This window comes from Weissella sp. LMG 11983 (assembly GCF_025908495.1).
Classification (GTDB): domain Bacteria; phylum Bacillota; class Bacilli; order Lactobacillales; family Lactobacillaceae; genus Weissella; species Weissella fermenti.
The window spans coordinates 479,059-496,472 of the sequence record NZ_JAOZFD010000002.1; the positions used below are offsets into that span (position 1 = coordinate 479,059).

20 protein-coding genes and 1 pseudogene are annotated in these 17,414 nt (G+C 43.0%); 3 read left to right on the forward strand and 18 right to left on the reverse strand.

Annotation, left to right across the window (positions count from 1 at the left end; all coding sequences use genetic code 11):
• Window positions 1-133: 133 nt before the first annotated feature.
• The 6 genes from OIT45_RS11945 to OIT45_RS11970 form a co-directional block, all read right to left on the reverse strand.
• Complete coding sequence (locus tag OIT45_RS11945; protein WP_242458290.1) at window positions 134-382, reverse strand: hypothetical protein; 249 nt, start codon at window positions 380-382, stop codon at window positions 134-136.
• 708 nt (window positions 383-1,090) lie between these two features.
• Window positions 1,091-1,873, reverse strand: a complete 783-nt coding sequence (locus tag OIT45_RS11950; protein ID WP_199404657.1) for a CPBP family intramembrane glutamic endopeptidase — start codon at window positions 1,871-1,873, stop codon at window positions 1,091-1,093.
• A 459-nt stretch (window positions 1,874-2,332) separates the two neighbouring features.
• Window positions 2,333-2,425, reverse strand: coding sequence for a putative holin-like toxin (locus OIT45_RS11955; protein WP_242458289.1), 93 nt, complete (start codon window positions 2,423-2,425; stop codon window positions 2,333-2,335).
• A 207-nt stretch (window positions 2,426-2,632) separates the two neighbouring features.
• Complete coding sequence (gene mobL, locus OIT45_RS11960; RefSeq protein ID WP_199404656.1) at window positions 2,633-4,195, reverse strand: relaxase MobL; 1,563 nt, start codon at window positions 4,193-4,195, stop codon at window positions 2,633-2,635.
• 59 nt (window positions 4,196-4,254) lie between these two features.
• Window positions 4,255-4,626: a hypothetical protein gene (locus OIT45_RS11965; protein ID WP_199404655.1), complete on the reverse strand. Its 372-nt coding sequence runs from the start codon at window positions 4,624-4,626 to the stop codon at window positions 4,255-4,257.
• A gap of 76 nt (window positions 4,627-4,702) precedes the next feature.
• Complete coding sequence (locus OIT45_RS11970; RefSeq protein WP_264340099.1) at window positions 4,703-5,017, reverse strand: hypothetical protein; 315 nt, start codon at window positions 5,015-5,017, stop codon at window positions 4,703-4,705.
• Between the two features lie 809 nt (window positions 5,018-5,826).
• Here OIT45_RS11970 and OIT45_RS11975 point away from each other — a divergent pair.
• The 3 genes and pseudogenes from OIT45_RS11975 to OIT45_RS11985 all read left to right on the forward strand — a co-directional run bounded on the left by OIT45_RS11975 (window position 5,827) and on the right by OIT45_RS11985 (window position 7,327).
• A pseudogene (locus tag OIT45_RS11975) lies at window positions 5,827-6,064 on the forward strand (helix-turn-helix transcriptional regulator).
• A gap of 271 nt (window positions 6,065-6,335) precedes the next feature.
• The gene (locus OIT45_RS11980) at window positions 6,336-7,115 is read left to right on the forward strand and encodes a S8/S53 family peptidase (RefSeq protein WP_264340100.1); all 780 of its coding nucleotides are present in this window, start codon (window positions 6,336-6,338) and stop codon (window positions 7,113-7,115) included.
• 8 nt (window positions 7,116-7,123) lie between these two features.
• Entirely contained in the window at window positions 7,124-7,327 is a 204-nt protein-coding gene (locus tag OIT45_RS11985) for a hypothetical protein (RefSeq protein WP_264340101.1), read from the forward strand.
• A 138-nt stretch (window positions 7,328-7,465) separates the two neighbouring features.
• Here OIT45_RS11985 and OIT45_RS11990 read toward each other — a convergent pair whose 3' ends face one another.
• The 12 genes from OIT45_RS11990 to OIT45_RS12045 all read right to left on the reverse strand — a co-directional run bounded on the left by OIT45_RS11990 (window position 7,466) and on the right by OIT45_RS12045 (window position 17,413).
• The gene (locus OIT45_RS11990) at window positions 7,466-8,815 is read right to left on the reverse strand and encodes an MFS transporter (protein ID WP_199404676.1); all 1,350 of its coding nucleotides are present in this window, start codon (window positions 8,813-8,815) and stop codon (window positions 7,466-7,468) included.
• A 145-nt stretch (window positions 8,816-8,960) separates the two neighbouring features.
• On the reverse strand, window positions 8,961-9,383 hold the full coding sequence (ndk, locus tag OIT45_RS11995; protein ID WP_003609354.1) for a nucleoside-diphosphate kinase: 423 nt from the start codon (window positions 9,381-9,383) through the stop codon (window positions 8,961-8,963).
• Window positions 9,384-9,502: 119 nt separating this feature from the next.
• On the reverse strand, window positions 9,503-10,558 hold the full coding sequence (locus OIT45_RS12000; RefSeq protein WP_056973446.1) for a SepM family pheromone-processing serine protease: 1,056 nt from the start codon (window positions 10,556-10,558) through the stop codon (window positions 9,503-9,505).
• Between the two features lie 3 nt (window positions 10,559-10,561).
• Window positions 10,562-11,041, reverse strand: coding sequence for a pantetheine-phosphate adenylyltransferase (gene coaD, locus OIT45_RS12005; protein ID WP_003609350.1), 480 nt, complete (start codon window positions 11,039-11,041; stop codon window positions 10,562-10,564).
• A complete protein-coding gene (gene rsmD, locus OIT45_RS12010) occupies window positions 11,041-11,598 on the reverse strand; it encodes a 16S rRNA (guanine(966)-N(2))-methyltransferase RsmD (RefSeq protein WP_056973444.1) in 558 nt (185 codons plus the stop codon). The genes coaD and rsmD overlap by 1 nt, the downstream gene beginning before the upstream one ends.
• The gene (locus OIT45_RS12015; protein WP_003609347.1) at window positions 11,598-11,909 is read right to left on the reverse strand and encodes a YlbG family protein; all 312 of its coding nucleotides are present in this window, start codon (window positions 11,907-11,909) and stop codon (window positions 11,598-11,600) included. Before OIT45_RS12015 ends, rsmD begins: the two co-directional genes overlap by 1 nt.
• Window positions 11,910-13,139, reverse strand: a complete 1,230-nt coding sequence (locus tag OIT45_RS12020) for an FtsW/RodA/SpoVE family cell cycle protein (RefSeq protein ID WP_199404677.1) — start codon at window positions 13,137-13,139, stop codon at window positions 11,910-11,912.
• A gap of 144 nt (window positions 13,140-13,283) precedes the next feature.
• Window positions 13,284-15,128 carry a translational GTPase TypA gene (gene typA / locus OIT45_RS12025; protein ID WP_264340102.1) on the reverse strand — a complete coding sequence of 615 codons (1,845 nt, stop codon included), beginning with the start codon at window positions 15,126-15,128 and terminating at the stop codon, window positions 13,284-13,286.
• A gap of 89 nt (window positions 15,129-15,217) precedes the next feature.
• Window positions 15,218-16,000, reverse strand: coding sequence for an inositol monophosphatase family protein (locus tag OIT45_RS12030; RefSeq protein ID WP_087044472.1), 783 nt, complete (start codon window positions 15,998-16,000; stop codon window positions 15,218-15,220).
• Window positions 16,001-16,003: 3 nt separating this feature from the next.
• Complete coding sequence (locus OIT45_RS12035) at window positions 16,004-16,291, reverse strand: UPF0223 family protein (protein WP_003609339.1); 288 nt, start codon at window positions 16,289-16,291, stop codon at window positions 16,004-16,006.
• A gap of 5 nt (window positions 16,292-16,296) precedes the next feature.
• On the reverse strand, window positions 16,297-16,884 hold the full coding sequence (gene def / locus OIT45_RS12040; protein ID WP_003609338.1) for a peptide deformylase: 588 nt from the start codon (window positions 16,882-16,884) through the stop codon (window positions 16,297-16,299).
• Window positions 16,885-16,930: 46 nt separating this feature from the next.
• Window positions 16,931-17,413 carry a hypothetical protein gene (locus OIT45_RS12045; protein ID WP_039968362.1) on the reverse strand — a complete coding sequence of 161 codons (483 nt, stop codon included), beginning with the start codon at window positions 17,411-17,413 and terminating at the stop codon, window positions 16,931-16,933.
• Window position 17,414: the final 1 nt, after the last annotated feature.

A 17,414-nucleotide genomic window follows, 5' to 3' on the forward strand; every position in this document is an offset into this window, starting at 1 on the left:
AACATCCGCTCATAGGCATCAACTCCTTCCAAGTTGGATTAGCCACCGCCTTTAACCTGTTAAATCTAGTATACCAAAAGTCCCTGACAAACACAGCCAATCCGGTGTTTGTCAGGGACTTTTTTAGTCTGATTTAACATCTTGGTATTCTTAATTTATGGACGATCTTATTGAAATCATGTTTGGCCTCCAAATCTAAGGCAAACTTAGCCATTGCAGGTGTATCGCCAATCCCAACGGTGAGATACAAACCAAGCTCTTGTTTAACGGCTAATTGTATTAGGCGTGCCCCCCCTTTTAAGGTTATATCTTTGCCAAACTGAGATTGCCAATATTGCCAGGAATCGATAACATCTAGGATACTTTCGTCTATAGAGTACAAATGTAAGTCTTCTTCAGCTACAAATCGGCGGAAAATGTCATTAACCTTCTTATCATCTCAATGTAACGATTCATCCGGGGATTGGCAATCATTAACCGTGGATTTGGCACATCACGCTAACGCATCACATTACTAATACGTAGTTCAGCTTTTGCGCGGGGTGATGCCACTAGTACCAAACCACCATTTGTATTAGCTTGTTGACTCATGACTACCAATAATGATTTTAAAGGTTCAACTGGCGATCAACACTTGCCACTACAACATTTATCGGAAGGCTCCCTAAAGTAAATTTTCCACCGCCAAAGTTCTAGAAGGCAGCCAGTCAGAAAGTGAGGTTTCTTTTAGCAGCTGTGCTCGTTCTTTCTAATCAGGTTCGTCATCATCGCAGTGATTTCTGATAAACCTGACCAGCAATCAAACGTCGTACTTCTAATTGCGAACAGATTGCCTCCCTCGCCTTGTTGAACCTCCTTGTCTACTGGCCCATAGTTCATTACCGAAGGCATCCTAAAAAGTACAAAGAAAAAACCCACTAATCGAAAGTTTGACAGTCAGGATTAGCGAGTGATTTCTTTATTTTAAATAAGCCCAAATACTTCTCGGACTTTGCTATATGTTGATTACAAAACATGGACGAGTAGTATTGAACTGCTTGCCTTTTTACTTCATGCTATGTATTTCAATAATGATGCAGATAACTTACGATTAATCGTGCCTCTGGTTGTTGTATACATAGAAGATAATCGCAGCTGCAACTAAATAAAGCAACACAGCAATCATTGACGCTTCAATACCAAATCCGCCTCCACTGATTAACATATTGTCTTTGAGGCTTGATGAACTTTTTATAGCAAACAAGGATGAGTCAAACACTTTAGATGCAACAAAAAAGTCCCAAACTGCGTGAACAACCACGCCTGTCCAAATATTACCGGTTACTACACGAATGGCACTGAATAAGATACCCACTGCTGTCCCACTAATTAACAGTAAAATGATACTTGGTGTATCTAGCTGACCATTCAAAAGGTGCACAGCAGCAAATGTAACAGACGGTAACAGAATTGCTAAAGTTTGACCAAAGTATGAGCGGATACTAGTGTACATAAGCCCTCGGAATAGTACTTCTTCGGCAAAACCAGCAACCAGTGAAGCAATTAAAGCTGCGATAATTGTCATTGGAGCGGTTATAACAGTAATACTTCCCTTAAGCACAACCACCATCGCGATGTTTAAAAGCCATGGAAGGCTCACTGCAACGATAAACCACCACCATTTGACACCTGTATAGTTCAAACCCAAGTTAGATTTAAATAAATATTTTGCCAGCAACACAACAACTACGAACGTAATAATAGCATTACCAATTTCGTTGATAAATGGAATATGCGTTGTCTCAGCAATTAATCCCGCACTAAGCTGACTTGCAATGAGAATAAATGTCCCAAGTAATAACACCCCAATTGATTTAAACAAATTTTGTACCATAGTAGATACTCCTTTATCATGTGAATAGAAATCTAATACTATAGATTTCTATAATACTATATCATGAATTATATAGGTTTGACAATAATACACAGGAAAGTGTTATAACGAACCTCTACCTTTGCCCCATGACATATGGTCCATAGTCGAAAGCACCCTAAAAAGTTCACAAGACGTTAATCGAAGTTTTAACAGACTAGATTAGCCAGTATTTGTATATGACAAAGCCCGGTGGTAGACAACCATCTGGCTTTTTAAATCAAGAATGCTTGTACATATTTTTGGGAATCAGACGTCGGGCAAGAATAGTTGAGTAGTGAACTCCCCTGTGCTACAATGTAGGCATAAACAAAAACCCCGTGCTGCTAACACGGGGCCCAGGTTGTCTTGACGATGGCTTGCATTTAAATTGAAATTAAACCGCCAACCGATCAAAGTTTGGGCGGTTTTTTTGTGCCGTTACTTCTTGTTGTGCTTATCGATGTAACTCAACAAAGCCAACAAGAAGGTTGCGAACGCTATCATCAACGACAGCGCATCGGCAACGGACATCTTCAGCTAATCCTCCTTTCTTTAGATTTTGAAGTCTACGAACATACGCTCATAGGCATCAACCCCTTTCGAGTTGGATTAGCCACCGCCTTTAACCTGTTAAAATCAGTATATCAAAAAAGTCCCTGACACGCATAGCCAATCTGGTGTGTTAGGGACTTTTTAGTCTACTTAAAAGTTGTTACGGATGTCAGATGTTGAATGATGTTAACGGTCATGTTCGTATGCTTCATGCTCAGCTTCTTGTCGTAGCTGCCATTGTTCCCGCTCATACGCTGACAAAGCGCGTTCTTCCGCACGCCTTGCTTGTGACAAATCCGCCTGCAATCCTCGCTGTAACTTTCGCGCAGATCGTTTAGACAATCTTGATCCTTTGGGAAAACGGTCGGAAAACTTTGAATCCGACTTTTGTTTCTCACCGTCAAGATGGTGTTGTTCCGGACTTGAATCATCCTCGTGTTGGCCCAATTTTTCTTGTCGTTCACGAAGGGCTAGTTCGGACTCTTGGCTGTGTTTATCGAACTCATCGTTGAATTTATTCTCTCGCAATGACTTTTTAAGCGCCTCAATCCTGCTAAGATTTTGCTCTGGACTTTCCATTCTAATTTTCTCCACGGGATCAACTTCAAAATCTTCAACCCCCAGCGCTTTCATTTGTCTGAACAAACCATTTATCAAACGGTTGCGTAATTCATCGTCCTTGGTTTTGACATAATCCTTTGCCTGATCGTTCTCTGACCCAAACGCCTGAAGATACTCCTGCTGGCGCGCTTTTGTTGCGGTTAAAAAGGCTTGGTAATCCGCTCGACCTTCTTTGTTCAAAAACTGCTTAATTAACTCATGAGCTAATTTTTTAGGCTCAGCCATTACTTTAGCGTTTGATTTAGCACGCCATAATTTTTGATTGTTTGGTAGGGAGCGCAAGATATCTTGTAATAAGTCGTTATATTGTTGCTTCTCAGATAGCGTCTCAAATTCTGCAATCAAGGATTTCTTGGCTGCATCCTGGGCTATCTGATGCGTCAACATTTTCTCTCGTTCTGAGTCTTTACGTAAATCACGCCAAAGATTTGCTTTAAATCGATCAATGGTTGTCTGCCTAAAGACACCTCTCGGTTCGTTCTGTTGTGTTTCCGGGTTGAACTTTTGCGGACGTGCACTTTTTCCCGGCTCAAAAATACCCAAGTGGACATGAATGTGTTCCTTATTTTGGTCACCCCATAGGTGGATATTACCAAACCACTCCGCTGAGCTTTCAATTCCCTCGTCCTTTAAATATTGATCCATGTGTTTTTGAATAACCGTCTTTAACTTGCGTTGGTCCAAGTGCCGTTGCACTTTATCACTCAGAATACCTTGTTCAATTAAGAAATCATCCGAAAAGGATATGACAGTCTTCCACATGATATTTTGTTCTTTACCGGCCGCCTCCACTTTCTGTCGCATGTCATCAGCTTCAGCCCGACTCATATTTAAAGTATCCCTAGAAAACATGGGCAACAATTCCTTGTTAACACCTTCTTCAAGTCGAGTTTTACGAGTGTCGCCACTGTAGTCCATATAGCCATCGTATTTGTCCCCAAGCTTGTCACGAACCTGTTCGGTTAGCACATCATAATCATTACTAACATCCGCAATTGCCTTTTCTTCACCATTATGATCTAACGTGTAGTCAAAATACCCGCTCCCTTTAATAACCGTAAATACTTGTTTGACGATTATATCTGGGTTTGATCCAGTCGTTTTAGATTCCAAAATGGAAACCATCATTTTATCCTCCTGTTCTTGTAAAGAAAAAGACGTCAGACATCCTGACGTCAATTTTTCAATTACCTGGCGGCACGAATCTTGGCGCCTAGTCGCATAATGAATCGTGTTTGTTCACCAAGTATTTCAGCAATCTGTGCGTCCGGCAAACCAAATCGCTTAGCCCAGCGATAATCCTCTTTTAACTTGTCTTTGTAAGCCTCCTCACGGTGTAACTGCAATTCTTCTTTAACAACCAGCACGTGTCTGATTTCGGCTAAGATGGCGCGTTGTTTACGGATAATGCTACGTTCTCGGTCATTGTGTGCAATTTGACTCGGACTATCAATCCATTCGCCAGCTAACTCAGTCCCTAAATGGTTGTACCAAGCTAGTTCCTCTGGTACTTCAGCCATCCCGTATAGTTCTGAATCTAGCAACTCTAACTGTTGCATCAACTCTGTCGCCCGTTTACAAGGGCTGACGTTTTTGTTTGACCCAATCATGGTGCTCATACTCTCCTCTCAACGACTACTTCATTGCCCCAGATTTATTAGCGTTAATTTGACGCTTCTTAACGGCCTCACTAATTTCTCGCAGCCTTTGATTGGCGATATATCCCGCGCTACCTTCACGTAATGGCCCAATCATGTTGGCACGCACTTCAGGTGGTAGGCTAGCATCCACCGATAAGCTATTTAGCTCAAGTAAGAGTAGCTTTTCAACATTTTCATTTAAATAGTTAATTGATTTTTGCAAATTATCAGATTTCAAGGTATTTACACTTTGAACAAACCTCTGTGCAATATCCGATAACTGGGCATCATTTTCTGTAGCATATGCCATAACGTATTCCACGAAAAACTGTAACGCAAAATTAACAGCATCCGTATAATTACGAATATCACTTGGAAAGTCACGCTGTAAAAAAACTGTCTCACGTTGCCGTGAGAGCCCGCATTGCGGGCGTTTCCAGTGTCTCAACATTTTCATTATTGGCCAGCTGTGGCCCAGTTATTTTCCTCATTTTGGGCCACAGCTGTCCCGAAATACATACTTTCTGGGCCACGCATGGCCCAGTTTGCCCATTATTTCTTTTGAACTAACTCAAATTTTGTCATTGGATTTTTCGGATAGTTTGGCAAGTGAATATGCTGAATCACCGACTAATTAGTAGCCTTCTGCAGACATAGGCTCAAGCTCTTAGCAACCTTTTATGACATCAAATTCAAAGCCCTTAAAATCGACAAAGGCTCGAACAGATAGTCTGTCGAGCCTTGTACAGTACATTATGAGAAAACTTGCTAAAACTGACCTTTATGGCCACATAAATCAACCTAAATATTTGCGGATAGCCTACAGAGATTGTTAAAAATGGGGCTTGAATGGGGCAGAAATCCCGAAAAGTGGGCCTCAAGTGGGGCAGAGAGTTGGGCCTCCAATGGGGCAGAGCTAAAAATAGTAGGAACTGGAAACGCCCGCACTGCGGGCCCTACCGGTAACGGTAGGAAGTTTTTCCTTATGCTCTGTGACTACATATTTTATGAACTAAACAGCCTATCATTTTGGCACGGCGTGCCAAAATGACTGTTCAATTGTGAGGTGAATAGTATGGGCGCAAGACGACAAGCTTTAATGAAATTGCAGAGCGCTATATGCGTAATCCAGAACGTCGTGCTGGGGTTGAAGCAGAGAGTGAAAAGTTGGCATCGGCTTTTCAATTGATGAAAGCACGTGAAGCCGCCGGATTATCTCAAGCAGAGTTGGCCATTCGTGCGGGTGTTCCGCAATCTACGGTGAACAGAATTGAAACATGGCGCAAATACCAGTTTCGATACAATGAGTAAGCTGGCCTTTGCACTTGGCAAGAAGTTAGAAGTACGACTTGCCTAATAAGTGGTATAGATTGTGAAAAAAGACCGTTCAAGGCGTTTGTGAAACGCCTTGAACGGTCTTTTTTGAGTTTGTGAATGGGGGTTGCTGCACAAAGTGCGCTAAACCCGCAATTTATCTACAACTTAGGATAATCAACGTTATGTCTACTGGCTTTGGTATAGGTATAGCAGTTCATAAAAACGGAATTTTATTGGAATGGTTTGTCTTTAAAATTTGGAATTAATTATTGTTCATACGAAATAATATAAAGTTCCTTTAGCGATTGTATATGATTTTAGGAAGTACTAGCATTACATGCATGAAGTTCCGTAAAAAATATGTTTGGGTTCTGTTCACCGTTTTAATTTTCACTACTTTGATCACAATTTTATTTACTAGGCAGCAGCATGTTTTAATTGCTAATCATCCGCCATTGAAAATTGGGCTTATTGATGGGAAAGTGACTAGCTCAAAATTTGCTGTGAAGCACGTTGAAATAACAACTGGAGGTAAAAATTCAGAAACGCATGCCAATGTTGTACTGAGCCAGATTGGTGATATAAAGAAGCGTGACCAAGTTTGGAATTATTCCGTTACACAACCGGATGGTACTGTAGAAATGCATGATTTTTTAATTGCTTTGAAACAGGTAAAAGACATGCATCTTGATGTTTTAAACGTATCCATTGGATTTCCTGTTGAAGATCATAAGGTAACTTCAGTGTTGAGAGACATAGAGAAAGATGGAACCATCATCGTTGCCTCCGCGGGAGATGACGGGCACGGTTATCCAGATTTTCCAGCCAACCTTCCCGGGATAATTTCTGTTGGAAGCATCAATTCCAATCGAGAAATTTCAATTTTTTCACCGAACGAGGGGGTTTCGGCGTATAGCATTGGTGAAAAAATCCTGTATAACGGCCATGGGTATTCGGGCACATCATTTGCAGCTCCTAAAATTACTAGCTTAGTTTTGAAAGATTTACGGGCACATGAATCACATGATTGGATTATCAATCACTATAAGGGGGGACTTTTAGATTATATAGTAGGAAAAGTAAAGCACTGACAGTGCTGATGACGGCTGTTAGCGCATTTAGTTATGCAGGTTATGCGTTATCACCTGATGCAACAGGCAACAACATCGTACATGCCAGCTCAGTTACGAGCACAACGCCACAGCAAAAGTTATTAGTAGCGATGCAAAACAAACTTGCTGAAAAAAATATTGCGGTCGTTGGTGGCGACTTTGGAAATGGTAGTAACGAGTTTGTATCATGAAGAAATTCACTATCTAACGTAACAGGTTCAAAAATCTGAGTATACAAACATTTGAACGCCCCTGTTACGCTAAATATATTTGTCACAAAACTAAAAAGCCACCAACCAAAAACCGGTCAGTGACATTTAATAGTAATGTTATTTGTTCGCTGTTTTTACACTGCGCATGACTGTGAAAAAGGCCAAAATTGAAACAATCATCAAGACAGTTAAGAAAACAACTCCGGATTGCGACCCAGTCACAACGCCGTCTCCAATATGACGAACAGTTGCCGATGCAAAAATTTGGGCGACAATCGCGGTCGCACTGGCACCAACAAATTGTTGCAAGGTGTTCAGCACACTGTTACCATCCGCATTCTCACTTGGTGCCAAGCTTGATAGCGTGATGGTCATGAGGTTCGCATATGAAAAGCCGATTCCGACCATTAACAACATATGTGTGAGCATCAGTGTCCAGAATGATAGCTCTTTAAAGAATACGGCCATCAGCACCATTGCCAGCGTCGCAACGCTCAGACCAAACAAGATTGGCTTAACTGCACCAAATTTGTCCAACACGCGTCCTGAAACTGGTGCCAGCACAGAACCAATGACCGCACCTGGGAACATGAATAGTCCAGCAGCAGTTGCTGTACGCCCCAAACCTAGTTGCAAGTAGTTAGGCAAAATGAATGATAGCCCTAACAAGATTGCTTGATAAACCAGGAAGCTAATCATTAAGCGATCATAGCGCGAGTGACGTAAAATGGCTAAATTCAATAGTTGACGACGCTTGTTTAAGAATGCGAATATCACTAGCAAGACGACTGCCCCAATTAGGAACATTAGTGACAGACGTTCGACGGCCATCAACAGCAATGCCAATCCTAACCCAAGAAAAACAAACGCACCAAAGGCGAAACTCTCCGTTCGCTTAACTGTTTCAACCGGCATGCTTGTCAGTCCCATGATTAATGAGGCTACCAACAAAACAATCAAAAACCAGAAGATTGAACGCCAACCCAAACTATTTAACAAGATACCGCCGTATGTTGGACCAATGGCAGGCGCAATTGACGTGGTCATTGTTCCAATTCCCATCATTACGCCACGTCGATCAAGTGGGGATTTCGTCAAAATGATGTCAAACATCAATGGTAATGCGATTCCCGTTCCAATTCCTTGGAAGACGCGACCAGTTAGTAGCACTAATAGATTAGGCGCAAAACCATCTAAAATGACCCCCACCAAGAATAATAGATTTGCAATAATAAATAGACGTCGTGGCGAATAATTGCGAATTAAAAATGCTGAAAGTGGCACAATCACGGCGATGGCTAGCAAATAACCAGTCGTCACCCATTGCACGCCGTTTGCGTCGGTTTGAAACTCATTCATTAGGGTTGGAAACGTAACGTTCATCGATGTTTCAATCAACACCCCACTAAAACTCATGATACCAGCCGCGATTACAGCTCGTAACACATGCCATTCCTTTGCCTGCATAATTCCCTCCTTAAAACAAATAAAAGGCGCCCATCATCTCAATTAGAAATGATGTTCGCCTCTATGTTCGGCACAAGTAAATTGTGCTATCTGTACGTAACAACTCGTATTACTGTACAGATTTTATGCAAGTTTGTCAAAATTTTTAGTGATTTTCAAACCAAATGCTAATTTCGCGTTCGGCATTTTCAACACTGTCAGAACTGTGGACGATGTTACGTACGGCACCATCTTCCCAATCGCGACCATAATCACCACGAATTGTGCCAGGAGCTGCCTCACTTGGATTAGTTACACCAGCCATCGCACGGAAATTCTTCACGATGTTTGTCCCTGTTACCACCATCGCAACTAATGGACCGCTTGTCATATACTCCAAAATTTCTGGGAAATAAGGTGCATTGACCTTTTCGGCGTAGTGACGACGTAGCTGTTCTTCTGTCGCCTCTGTCATCAACAGCGACGTAATCTTGTAGCCCTTACGTTCCAAACGTGAAAAGACTTCCCCCATCAAACCACGCGCAACACCATCTGGCTTAATCAAAACCAATGTTCGTTCTTCAGACATGTCATTATCCCCCTTGTCTTATATGGGTTAATATACCACAAATTCAATTTTTCACACACCAATATCCTGCCAGATGGGCACAAAAAAACCAGCTTTGACAGCTGGTTCATTTTTTAATATTAATGTGTGCGCAAATACTTAACCGCATCATCAAACGTCTTTACTGGCACAATTTTCATGCCAGGCGCGTATTTCTTAGCCGTTTTGACTGCTAGTTGGTAATTTGTCATGCCGTCAGATTCCATTGCCAAATTGGCCTTGGTTGGCTTGATATATGGGGCAAAGAAAATCTTAGCACCTGATTCATGGGCGACTATGACCTTTTTATCGATACCACCAATTTCGCCAACATTGCCGTCTTTGTCAATTGTTCCTGTACCAGCGATTTTACGACCGGCAGCCAAATTTTCATTGGCCAACGCATCGTACATTTCTAATGAGAACATCAAGCCACCAGATGGACCACCAATGTCGCCCATATCCGCCGTCACTTGTCGATCAGACGTCACATCAACTGCGTCTGTTAGTGCAATACCGATACCAGGTAACTTCTTAGTCCCGGCCAAAGCAACCGTCTTACCAGTTGCTTCTTTCGTCTTGCCGTTATGTTGATAGTTGATTGTTAGTTTTGAGCCAACTTTGTTTTTACGAATGTAATTTTGGAATCCCTTTGCTGACTCGAACGACTTACCATCAACCGATGTAATGAGGTCCCCGACGTGCAACTGCTTCTTAAAATTAGAGTTATCTTGCACAGCCATAACGTAAATGCCGTTAAAGGTACGTGTATATGGCACGTCAGCAGCTTTAAACGCTGTGGCTTTAGCCTCATTCACAGCAGAGTCCATGTACACCTTGTTAATAGCCACATTGTCAGCCTGAGAGCCGCCACCATTCGCCTCGTATGAAGTCATTAGTGATGCAGTTGGATCAAGTAACGCCATAATGGCACCGATACCGTTAACCTGCGACATATAGACAGCTGTAATCATATACTCACCGTCAACCTTAGGCTTCTTGCCATCAACTTTGATGTAGCCGGCCAGGTTGTCTGCCTCGCCAGGAGTTTCAGCATATAACGGCAATGGACTAACCAATGCCAACAAAACTAGCACAGCCGCAATAATGCCAGAAATTTTCAGCCATTTATGAGACTTCTTTTGTTTTTCAGCCATACGCTACTTCTCCGCAAACTTTTCAGCAAGTGCATTGGCAACTGGACCAGGCACCAATTCGTGTACGTCAGCCCCAAAACTAACAACTTCTTTTAGAATTGAACTTGAAATATTTTGATGCTCTGGTCGGGCCATCAAAAAGACCGTCTCAACAGTGCCCAAGAAGTGGTTCATTTCGGCAATATCACGCTCGTAGAGATAATCAGTCTCGTTACGCAAACCACGCACTAACGTATCAGCGTTGATTTCTTTCATATACTCAATCGTCAAACCAGACATTTCACGTACGGTTACGTTCGGCAAATCAGCTACGGATGCCTCGATTAGGGTAATCTTTTCTTCAGGTGAAAAGAGATACTTTTTCATCTTGTTTGTGCCTACACCAATCACAACCTCATCAAAGAGCGTTGCGGCACGCTTAACAACATCTAGATGTCCATTCGTAAATGGATCAAAACTACCTGGAAATAATACACGACGCATTATGCTTCCCCCTTATATTGATATAGCTTAACCACCGTAATACCGTAATCCTTTTCTTTCAAAAACTCGAAATTAGGTAAATCTTCCGGCAAGTTTGCATTTTGATCCGTCTCGGCCACAATCAATGCCTCTGGTGCAATCAAGTTTGCGGCAAGAAGCTTCTCAAGGTCAGCAACAATCGTTTGCTTGGCATATGGCGGATCAAAGTACAACACATCGAATGGTTGTGATCCCATCAAGCGTTGGATAGCTGCATCTGCAGTGCTCTTGATGACAGTAAACTTCTCTGGTGCTTTCGTAATCGCAATATTGTCGTTAATCGTCTTGATTGCTGCGAATTGACGGTCGACCAAGACTGCTTCATCTAAACCGCGAGATACGCCTTCAATACTCAATCCGCCAGAGCCAGCATACAAATCCAACGAACGACCACCATCAAAATATGGACCAATCATGCTAAAAATAGCTTCCTTAACCTTGTCCGTGGTTGGTCGGGTTGCATCACCTGGGACCGCCTTCAATGGACGACCACCAAATTCTCCACTCACAATACGCATTACAATTCCTCTTCTTCAGCTGGCTCATCCACCAATTCTGATGGATCAACCGAAAATTCAAACGCCTCACCTTGACTACCAATGGTTGTATCAACCTCAGGCCAGTGAGAAACATCAACAGATGCTACGAAACCCAAGCGTTCAATCAACGCTGACTTTGAGGCAACATCTTCTTCATTCATATAGATAACAGCATACTTCATCTTTTCTGAAATATAACTGACAACGCCAAAACGACGCAATTGGCGCGCTTGACGAACATTTTTCAAATAAACCACGACGCTTCGGCGTGGCGTTACTTCAAAAGCCATTTATACACGCTCCCGTAAACTTTCATTCTTTTTCAAAACACCGATCATGTTAAAGGCGATTCCAAACGTAATTCCCCAAGACATCAATGATGACCCACCATATGAAATCAATGGGAACGTCACACCAGTAATCGGTACGACTCCGACAACACCACCAAGGTTAACCAGAATTTGGATGCCGATATATGCGGCGATACCATACAACGTCAAACGGATTTGCATGTTACGTGTCTTCACTGCGTATATCACCAAACGCCAAATGATAAAGCCAAATACAGCCAGGATAATCAAAATCCAAGCGGCACCTAACTCTTCACCGACAATCGCCAGGATAAAGTCGGTGTTTGGCTCCGGTAGATAACCGGCCTTCTGGATACTATTACCCAGACCACGACCCCAGAAACCACCGTTTGAAATGGCGTAATACGAATTAATCAATTGGTGTCCTGCATCCTCAGTTTTCCAAGGATCAATATATGATTCAAATCGTAGCAATTGGTAGTGCATCAAGGGTAATTTCTCAAGAACCGGCAACAGCACAGGCACCATTATCAAAACGCCAATCACAATACCAACCATTGTAATTAAACCAGTCGGACGAATACCTGACGTTAAGAAAATGATTGCCACCAAAGCAAACAGAATTAGCGCACCACCGAGGTCAGGCATTAGTGCCGTTAGTAAGATACCAATTCCAGGTGCGATAAAGTCTTTGTAGTAATGAACACGTTCTTTAATACCTTTGACGACTTTGTACGGATTGACAACATTTCGCGCGAAACGCTTGGCAAACCATAAAATCATGGCAACTTTAAAGTATTCAACCGGCTGAATACCAAAGGTTCCAATGTAAATCCAGCCCTTGGCACCTGAGGTAACTGGACCAGCAACCAGTGCGATAAGTAAGCCGATATCCGTTACAGCCAAAAATACCGAAATTAGGTAATCAATCTTGGTCGACGACCAGTTGATGTCGACGCTAAAGATAAGCAACATCGCGCTCACGCTGATAACGCTAAAGAAGGCTTGCTTGAACAAGAAGGACGTCGAACTCCCTGAATTCATATTCGAGCTAGCTGAATAGACCATAGTTACACCAAAGACTAATACGCCGATGATTAGTAACAACAAGACCAAGTCAAGGTATTTAAATTTCTCTCTGACGCGTTTCGGCGTATCTCGAATGGTTTCGAATAATCGCCCCCGGCGTCGTTTTTTCACAGCTTGCATCGTTCAGGGCTCCTTCATTAAAGTCTATAACTTGTATTATTTTAGCACACTTCCCCCTGTAACATTTCCAACTTCATGAAATCACAAAAAACGCCCTTCAGCATGATGCTAAAGGGCGTTCTATTAGTCTAATTTTTAAAAAGATTAGCCTTGTTGTGCAATCTTCTTACGCTTAGCAGCCTTCTCACGCTCGGCCGTAACCAAAATTTGCTTACGGATACGTACGTGTTCTGGCGTTACTTCGGCGTACTCATCATCGTCCAAGAACTCCAATGACTCTTCAAGCGTCATATCACGTGGCGTCTTGATTGAGGCAGTTTGGTCCTTGTTTGATGAACGAACGTTAGTTTGGTTCTTTGCCTTCGTAACGTTAACTGAGATGTCGTTGTCACGGCTGTTCATACCAACAACCATTCCTTCGTAGATGTCATCACCTGGGTGAATGAACATAATTCCACGATCTTCAACACCCATGATAGCGTAAGTCGTAGCTTGACCTTGGTTAATTGAAACCAACGTACCGTTACGACGACCTGGGTTCCAGTTCTTAACAACTGGAGCGTACGTCTCAAACGTGTGGTTGTAGATACCGTATCCACGAGTCAATGACATGAATTCAGTTGAGTAACCAATCAATCCACGTGAAGGTACCAACCACTCCATACGAGTCGTACCAGTACCAGTTGGCTCCATGTTACGCATCTCACCCTTACGTTGGTTCAATAAATCGATAACTGAACCTGAGTACTCGTCAGGCGTGTCGATTTGAACAGCTTCGAATGGCTCTGATTCAACGCCGTCAACTTCCTTGAAGATAACTTGTGGACGTGAAACTTGCAATTCGAATCCTTCACGACGCAAAGTTTCGATCAAGATTGACAAGTGCAACTCACCACGTCCTGATACCAACCATGCACCAGCTTCATCAGTGTCATCAACACGCAATGAAACGTCAGTGTGCAATTCGCGGCGCAAACGGTCTTCCAATTGACGGGCCGTCACGAACTTACCTTCGCGACCAGCAAATGGTGAGTCGTTCGTACGGAACGTCATTTGCAAAGTAGGCTCATCAATACGCAAAACTGGCAATGCGTCCAAGTGTGATGGTTCAACAACAGTTTCACCAACTGAAATTTCTTCCATACCTGAAACGGCAATCAAGTCACCAGCAATAGCTTCGTTGATTTCAACACGGTCCAAACCGATGAAACCAAACAACTTCGTAACACGGAAGTTTTGCGTCGTACCATCAAGCTTCATAACAGTAACGTTGTCACCAACCTTGATCTTACCACGGAAGACACGTCCGATACCGATACGTCCAACGAAGTCGTTGTAATCCAACAATGAAACTTGGAATTGCAAAGGCTCGTCTGAGTTATCTTCAGGCGCTGGAATCGTTTCGAATACAGTGTCGAAGATTGGCTTCATCGTGTGCTCTTGCGTAGCCAAGTCAGCATCCAATGATGACGTTCCGTTCATAGCTGAAGCGAAGATAACTGGGAATTCCAATTGGTCTTCGTCGGCACCCAATTCGATAAACAAATCAAGCACTTCGTCAACAACTTCAGTAGGACGAGCTCCTGGACGGTCAACCTTGTTAACAACAACGATTGGCGTCAAGTTTTGCTCGAAGGCCTTCTTCAAAACGAAACGAGTTTGTGGCATCGTACCTTCAAAGGCATCAACAACCAACAAAACACCGTCAACCATACCCATGATACGCTCAACTTCACCACCGAAGTCCGCGTGTCCTGGCGTGTCCAAGATGTTGATTTGCTTGTCCCCAACCTTAACGGCTGTGTTCTTAGCCAAAATCGTGATACCACGTTCCTTTTCAAGATCGTTCGTATCCATGGCACGATCGCCAAGTTCAGTACGCATATCAAGCGTGTCTGATTGCTTAAGCAATTCATTAACCAACGTCGTCTTACCGTGGTCGACGTGGGCGATGATTGCAATGTTACGGATGTTTTCGCGCTTTGCCAAAATCCTATTCTCCTTGACTATACGTCACTTTTATTACTCTAATCGGTGTAACAACTAACAAATACGAGCCGCTGAACACGCGGCCCGGCTTATAGGTCACGTTCAATTGACATGATATCGTTATATGCTTGTTGTGTTGCCACTAGAACTGCTCCTGATAATAACATATTCACAGGTTGGTCGTCAATTTTTCCGACTTTAAACCCTAATGCTTCACCAAGCAATGTCCCAGCAGCATAGTCCCAAGGCTTCATAACACTGGCGTAAGCAACTGCTCGACCAGTCAAAACATGTAAGTATGAAATACCTGCAGAACCATAAACACGGTACCCGATTGCTTGTTTGGCAATTTCAGGGAAACCGTATTGTTCATATAAAAGTCGTGCTCCTGACAAAATCACGAGGCCGTCTGCCAACGATGTATTCGTTGGTGCGCTTAGTTGTTCATCATTATGGTAAACCCCGTATTCAGGGCCACCGTGTACAATATCGTGATTGACAACGTCCATAATCCACGCCATCACCGGCTTGCCATCTTCATAGACAGCCAACATGGTCGCGAACTCAGCATGTTGCTTCACGAAGTTCATTGTGCCATCAATTGGATCTACAAACCAAACACGACCGTCCAAACTGTTAACCGCATCCCCAAACCCTTCTTCACCAAGAATCTTGGCATGTGGATCAAACCGACGAATGGCATCCACATAGAATTGTTCAGTTTCTCGGTCAACGTTCGTCACTAAATCGCGATGTCCTTGTTTTGTTTCGACCTGCATCCGTTGAGAGACACGCTTCAAAACGTTATCGTGGACGGTATCCAGCCAACCAAGAACAGTTGTATCCAGTTTCTTTAATTGTGTCTCATTCAACTGCTAACCCTCCATTTTAAGGCGCTTAGTAGACGCTTGTTGGGCTGCCTGAATCGTACGGTAGATACTGTAATCTGATTCTACCCCGAACTCACGATCTAGTTGCTTTTCTTCAGCCTTACTTGGCACAACAGTTTTGAAGTCCTTGTAGGCCGTTAAAAGTGACTCACGATCCACGCCACCTTCGTACGCTGCAGAAACAGCTGAGTACAATGCGCTTACCTTGATGATGTCATCTGTTGACCAACCATCCAGCATGGGATAGTTAAAATTTTTATCGCCACTGACCATCCGGACTACCCAATGTAACGCGTGCCGTCAGATTCTGACCATGGCGTCGTCTTGCTGATGTGATCGTAGTATAGCGTACCGTGCAAGTGATCAATTTCGTGTTGGAAAACGATGGCTGGGTAGCCTTCCAACTTCAACTCTTGGAAGTCACCGTTTTCGTCTTGATACTTAACTGTAATACGGTATGAACGCTCAACGTAACCAGGTACATCTTCGTCAACTGACAAGCAACCTTCACCCATTGACAAGGCTGTTTGCTTAACTGATTGACGTGTAATAACCGGGTTGTAGATTGTTCCCTTGAAGAAGTACGTTGGCTCAGCGTCTTCGTCAATATCTGAGTCATCAACATCTTCATCAGGAATCAAAATTGAAGAAAATTGTTGTGAAATACCAACTTGTGGCGCAGCCAATCCAACACCAGGACGAAGACCGTACTTTTCGTTTTCTTCTTCATCTTGACTGATGATTAGGTATTCCATCATGTTCTTTGTGGCTTCCTTCACTTCATCAGAAAGTGGGAACGTCACCTTTGCGGCTTGTTGGCGCAAAACAGGATCGCCATCGCGCACGATATCCTTCATCAAATACATAGCTCTTCTCCTACCATTTTGTTTCTTAATAACAAGTATACCAAACTTAAACCGGTTGGTTCAATTTACGCAAATCGCGCAAGTAAGCAGCCGTTTCATCATTAATAACGTGGGCCACGTCAACGTGAAGCATCGGCTTGCGGTTGTCGTACCAGACATCCGTTACAACCAATGCCATATCTGTATCAGAGGCACTCACTAAATTTTGATCTTCCGTATAAGCACGCAATGCATTATTTAACGCTTGTCGCACAACCACGACTTCTTGTCGCTCCTTATATGGAATTTCAAATTCAAACGCCATGACTTCGTGCCCCCAAATGTTAGCAACCAACGTCGAAGTTGGGCGGTTCATAGGGAAAATCAATAGCTCATTCGATAAATCCTTCAAAGCAACCGCCATCGCGGCATTCACAACTTGTTGCGAGGCGATAATTTGGCGTTCCGTTAACCGGCGCCCGTAACGACGATAAATCGTGACTGCAATGACACCGAGCAAAACTATCAGTCCAATCCATACAAACAACATC

Excerpts from the sequence above, each read along its gene's own strand:
- OIT45_RS11950 (WP_199404657.1), bottom strand. The coding sequence starts at position 1,873 with ATGGTACAAAATTTGTTTAAATCAATTGGGGTGTTATTACTTGGGACA.
- OIT45_RS11955 (WP_242458289.1), bottom strand. The coding sequence starts at position 2,425 with ATGTCCGTTGCCGATGCGCTGTCGTTGATGATAGCGTTCGCAACCTTC.
- mobL (WP_199404656.1), bottom strand. The coding sequence starts at position 4,195 with ATGATGGTTTCCATTTTGGAATCTAAAACGACTGGATCAAACCCAGAT.
- OIT45_RS11965 (WP_199404655.1), bottom strand. The coding sequence starts at position 4,626 with ATGCAACAGTTAGAGTTGCTAGATTCAGAACTATACGGGATGGCTGAA.
- OIT45_RS11970 (WP_264340099.1), bottom strand. The coding sequence starts at position 5,017 with ATGGCATATGCTACAGAAAATGATGCCCAGTTATCGGATATTGCACAG.
- OIT45_RS11980 (WP_264340100.1), top strand. The coding sequence starts at position 6,336 with ATGATTTTAGGAAGTACTAGCATTACATGCATGAAGTTCCGTAAAAAA.
- OIT45_RS11985 (WP_264340101.1), top strand. The coding sequence starts at position 7,124 with ATGACGGCTGTTAGCGCATTTAGTTATGCAGGTTATGCGTTATCACCT.
- OIT45_RS11990 (WP_199404676.1), bottom strand. The coding sequence starts at position 8,815 with ATGCAGGCAAAGGAATGGCATGTGTTACGAGCTGTAATCGCGGCTGGT.
- ndk (WP_003609354.1), bottom strand. The coding sequence starts at position 9,383 with ATGTCTGAAGAACGAACATTGGTTTTGATTAAGCCAGATGGTGTTGCG.
- OIT45_RS12000 (WP_056973446.1), bottom strand. The coding sequence starts at position 10,558 with ATGGCTGAAAAACAAAAGAAGTCTCATAAATGGCTGAAAATTTCTGGC.
- coaD (WP_003609350.1), bottom strand. The coding sequence starts at position 11,041 with ATGCGTCGTGTATTATTTCCAGGTAGTTTTGATCCATTTACGAATGGA.
- rsmD (WP_056973444.1), bottom strand. The coding sequence starts at position 11,598 with ATGCGTATTGTGAGTGGAGAATTTGGTGGTCGTCCATTGAAGGCGGTC.
- OIT45_RS12015 (WP_003609347.1), bottom strand. The coding sequence starts at position 11,909 with ATGGCTTTTGAAGTAACGCCACGCCGAAGCGTCGTGGTTTATTTGAAA.
- OIT45_RS12020 (WP_199404677.1), bottom strand. The coding sequence starts at position 13,139 with ATGCAAGCTGTGAAAAAACGACGCCGGGGGCGATTATTCGAAACCATT.
- OIT45_RS12035 (WP_003609339.1), bottom strand. The coding sequence starts at position 16,291 with ATGGTCAGTGGCGATAAAAATTTTAACTATCCCATGCTGGATGGTTGG.
- def (WP_003609338.1), bottom strand. The coding sequence starts at position 16,884 with ATGTATTTGATGAAGGATATCGTGCGCGATGGCGATCCTGTTTTGCGC.
- OIT45_RS12045 (WP_039968362.1), bottom strand. The coding sequence starts at position 17,413 with ATGTTGTTTGTATGGATTGGACTGATAGTTTTGCTCGGTGTCATTGCA.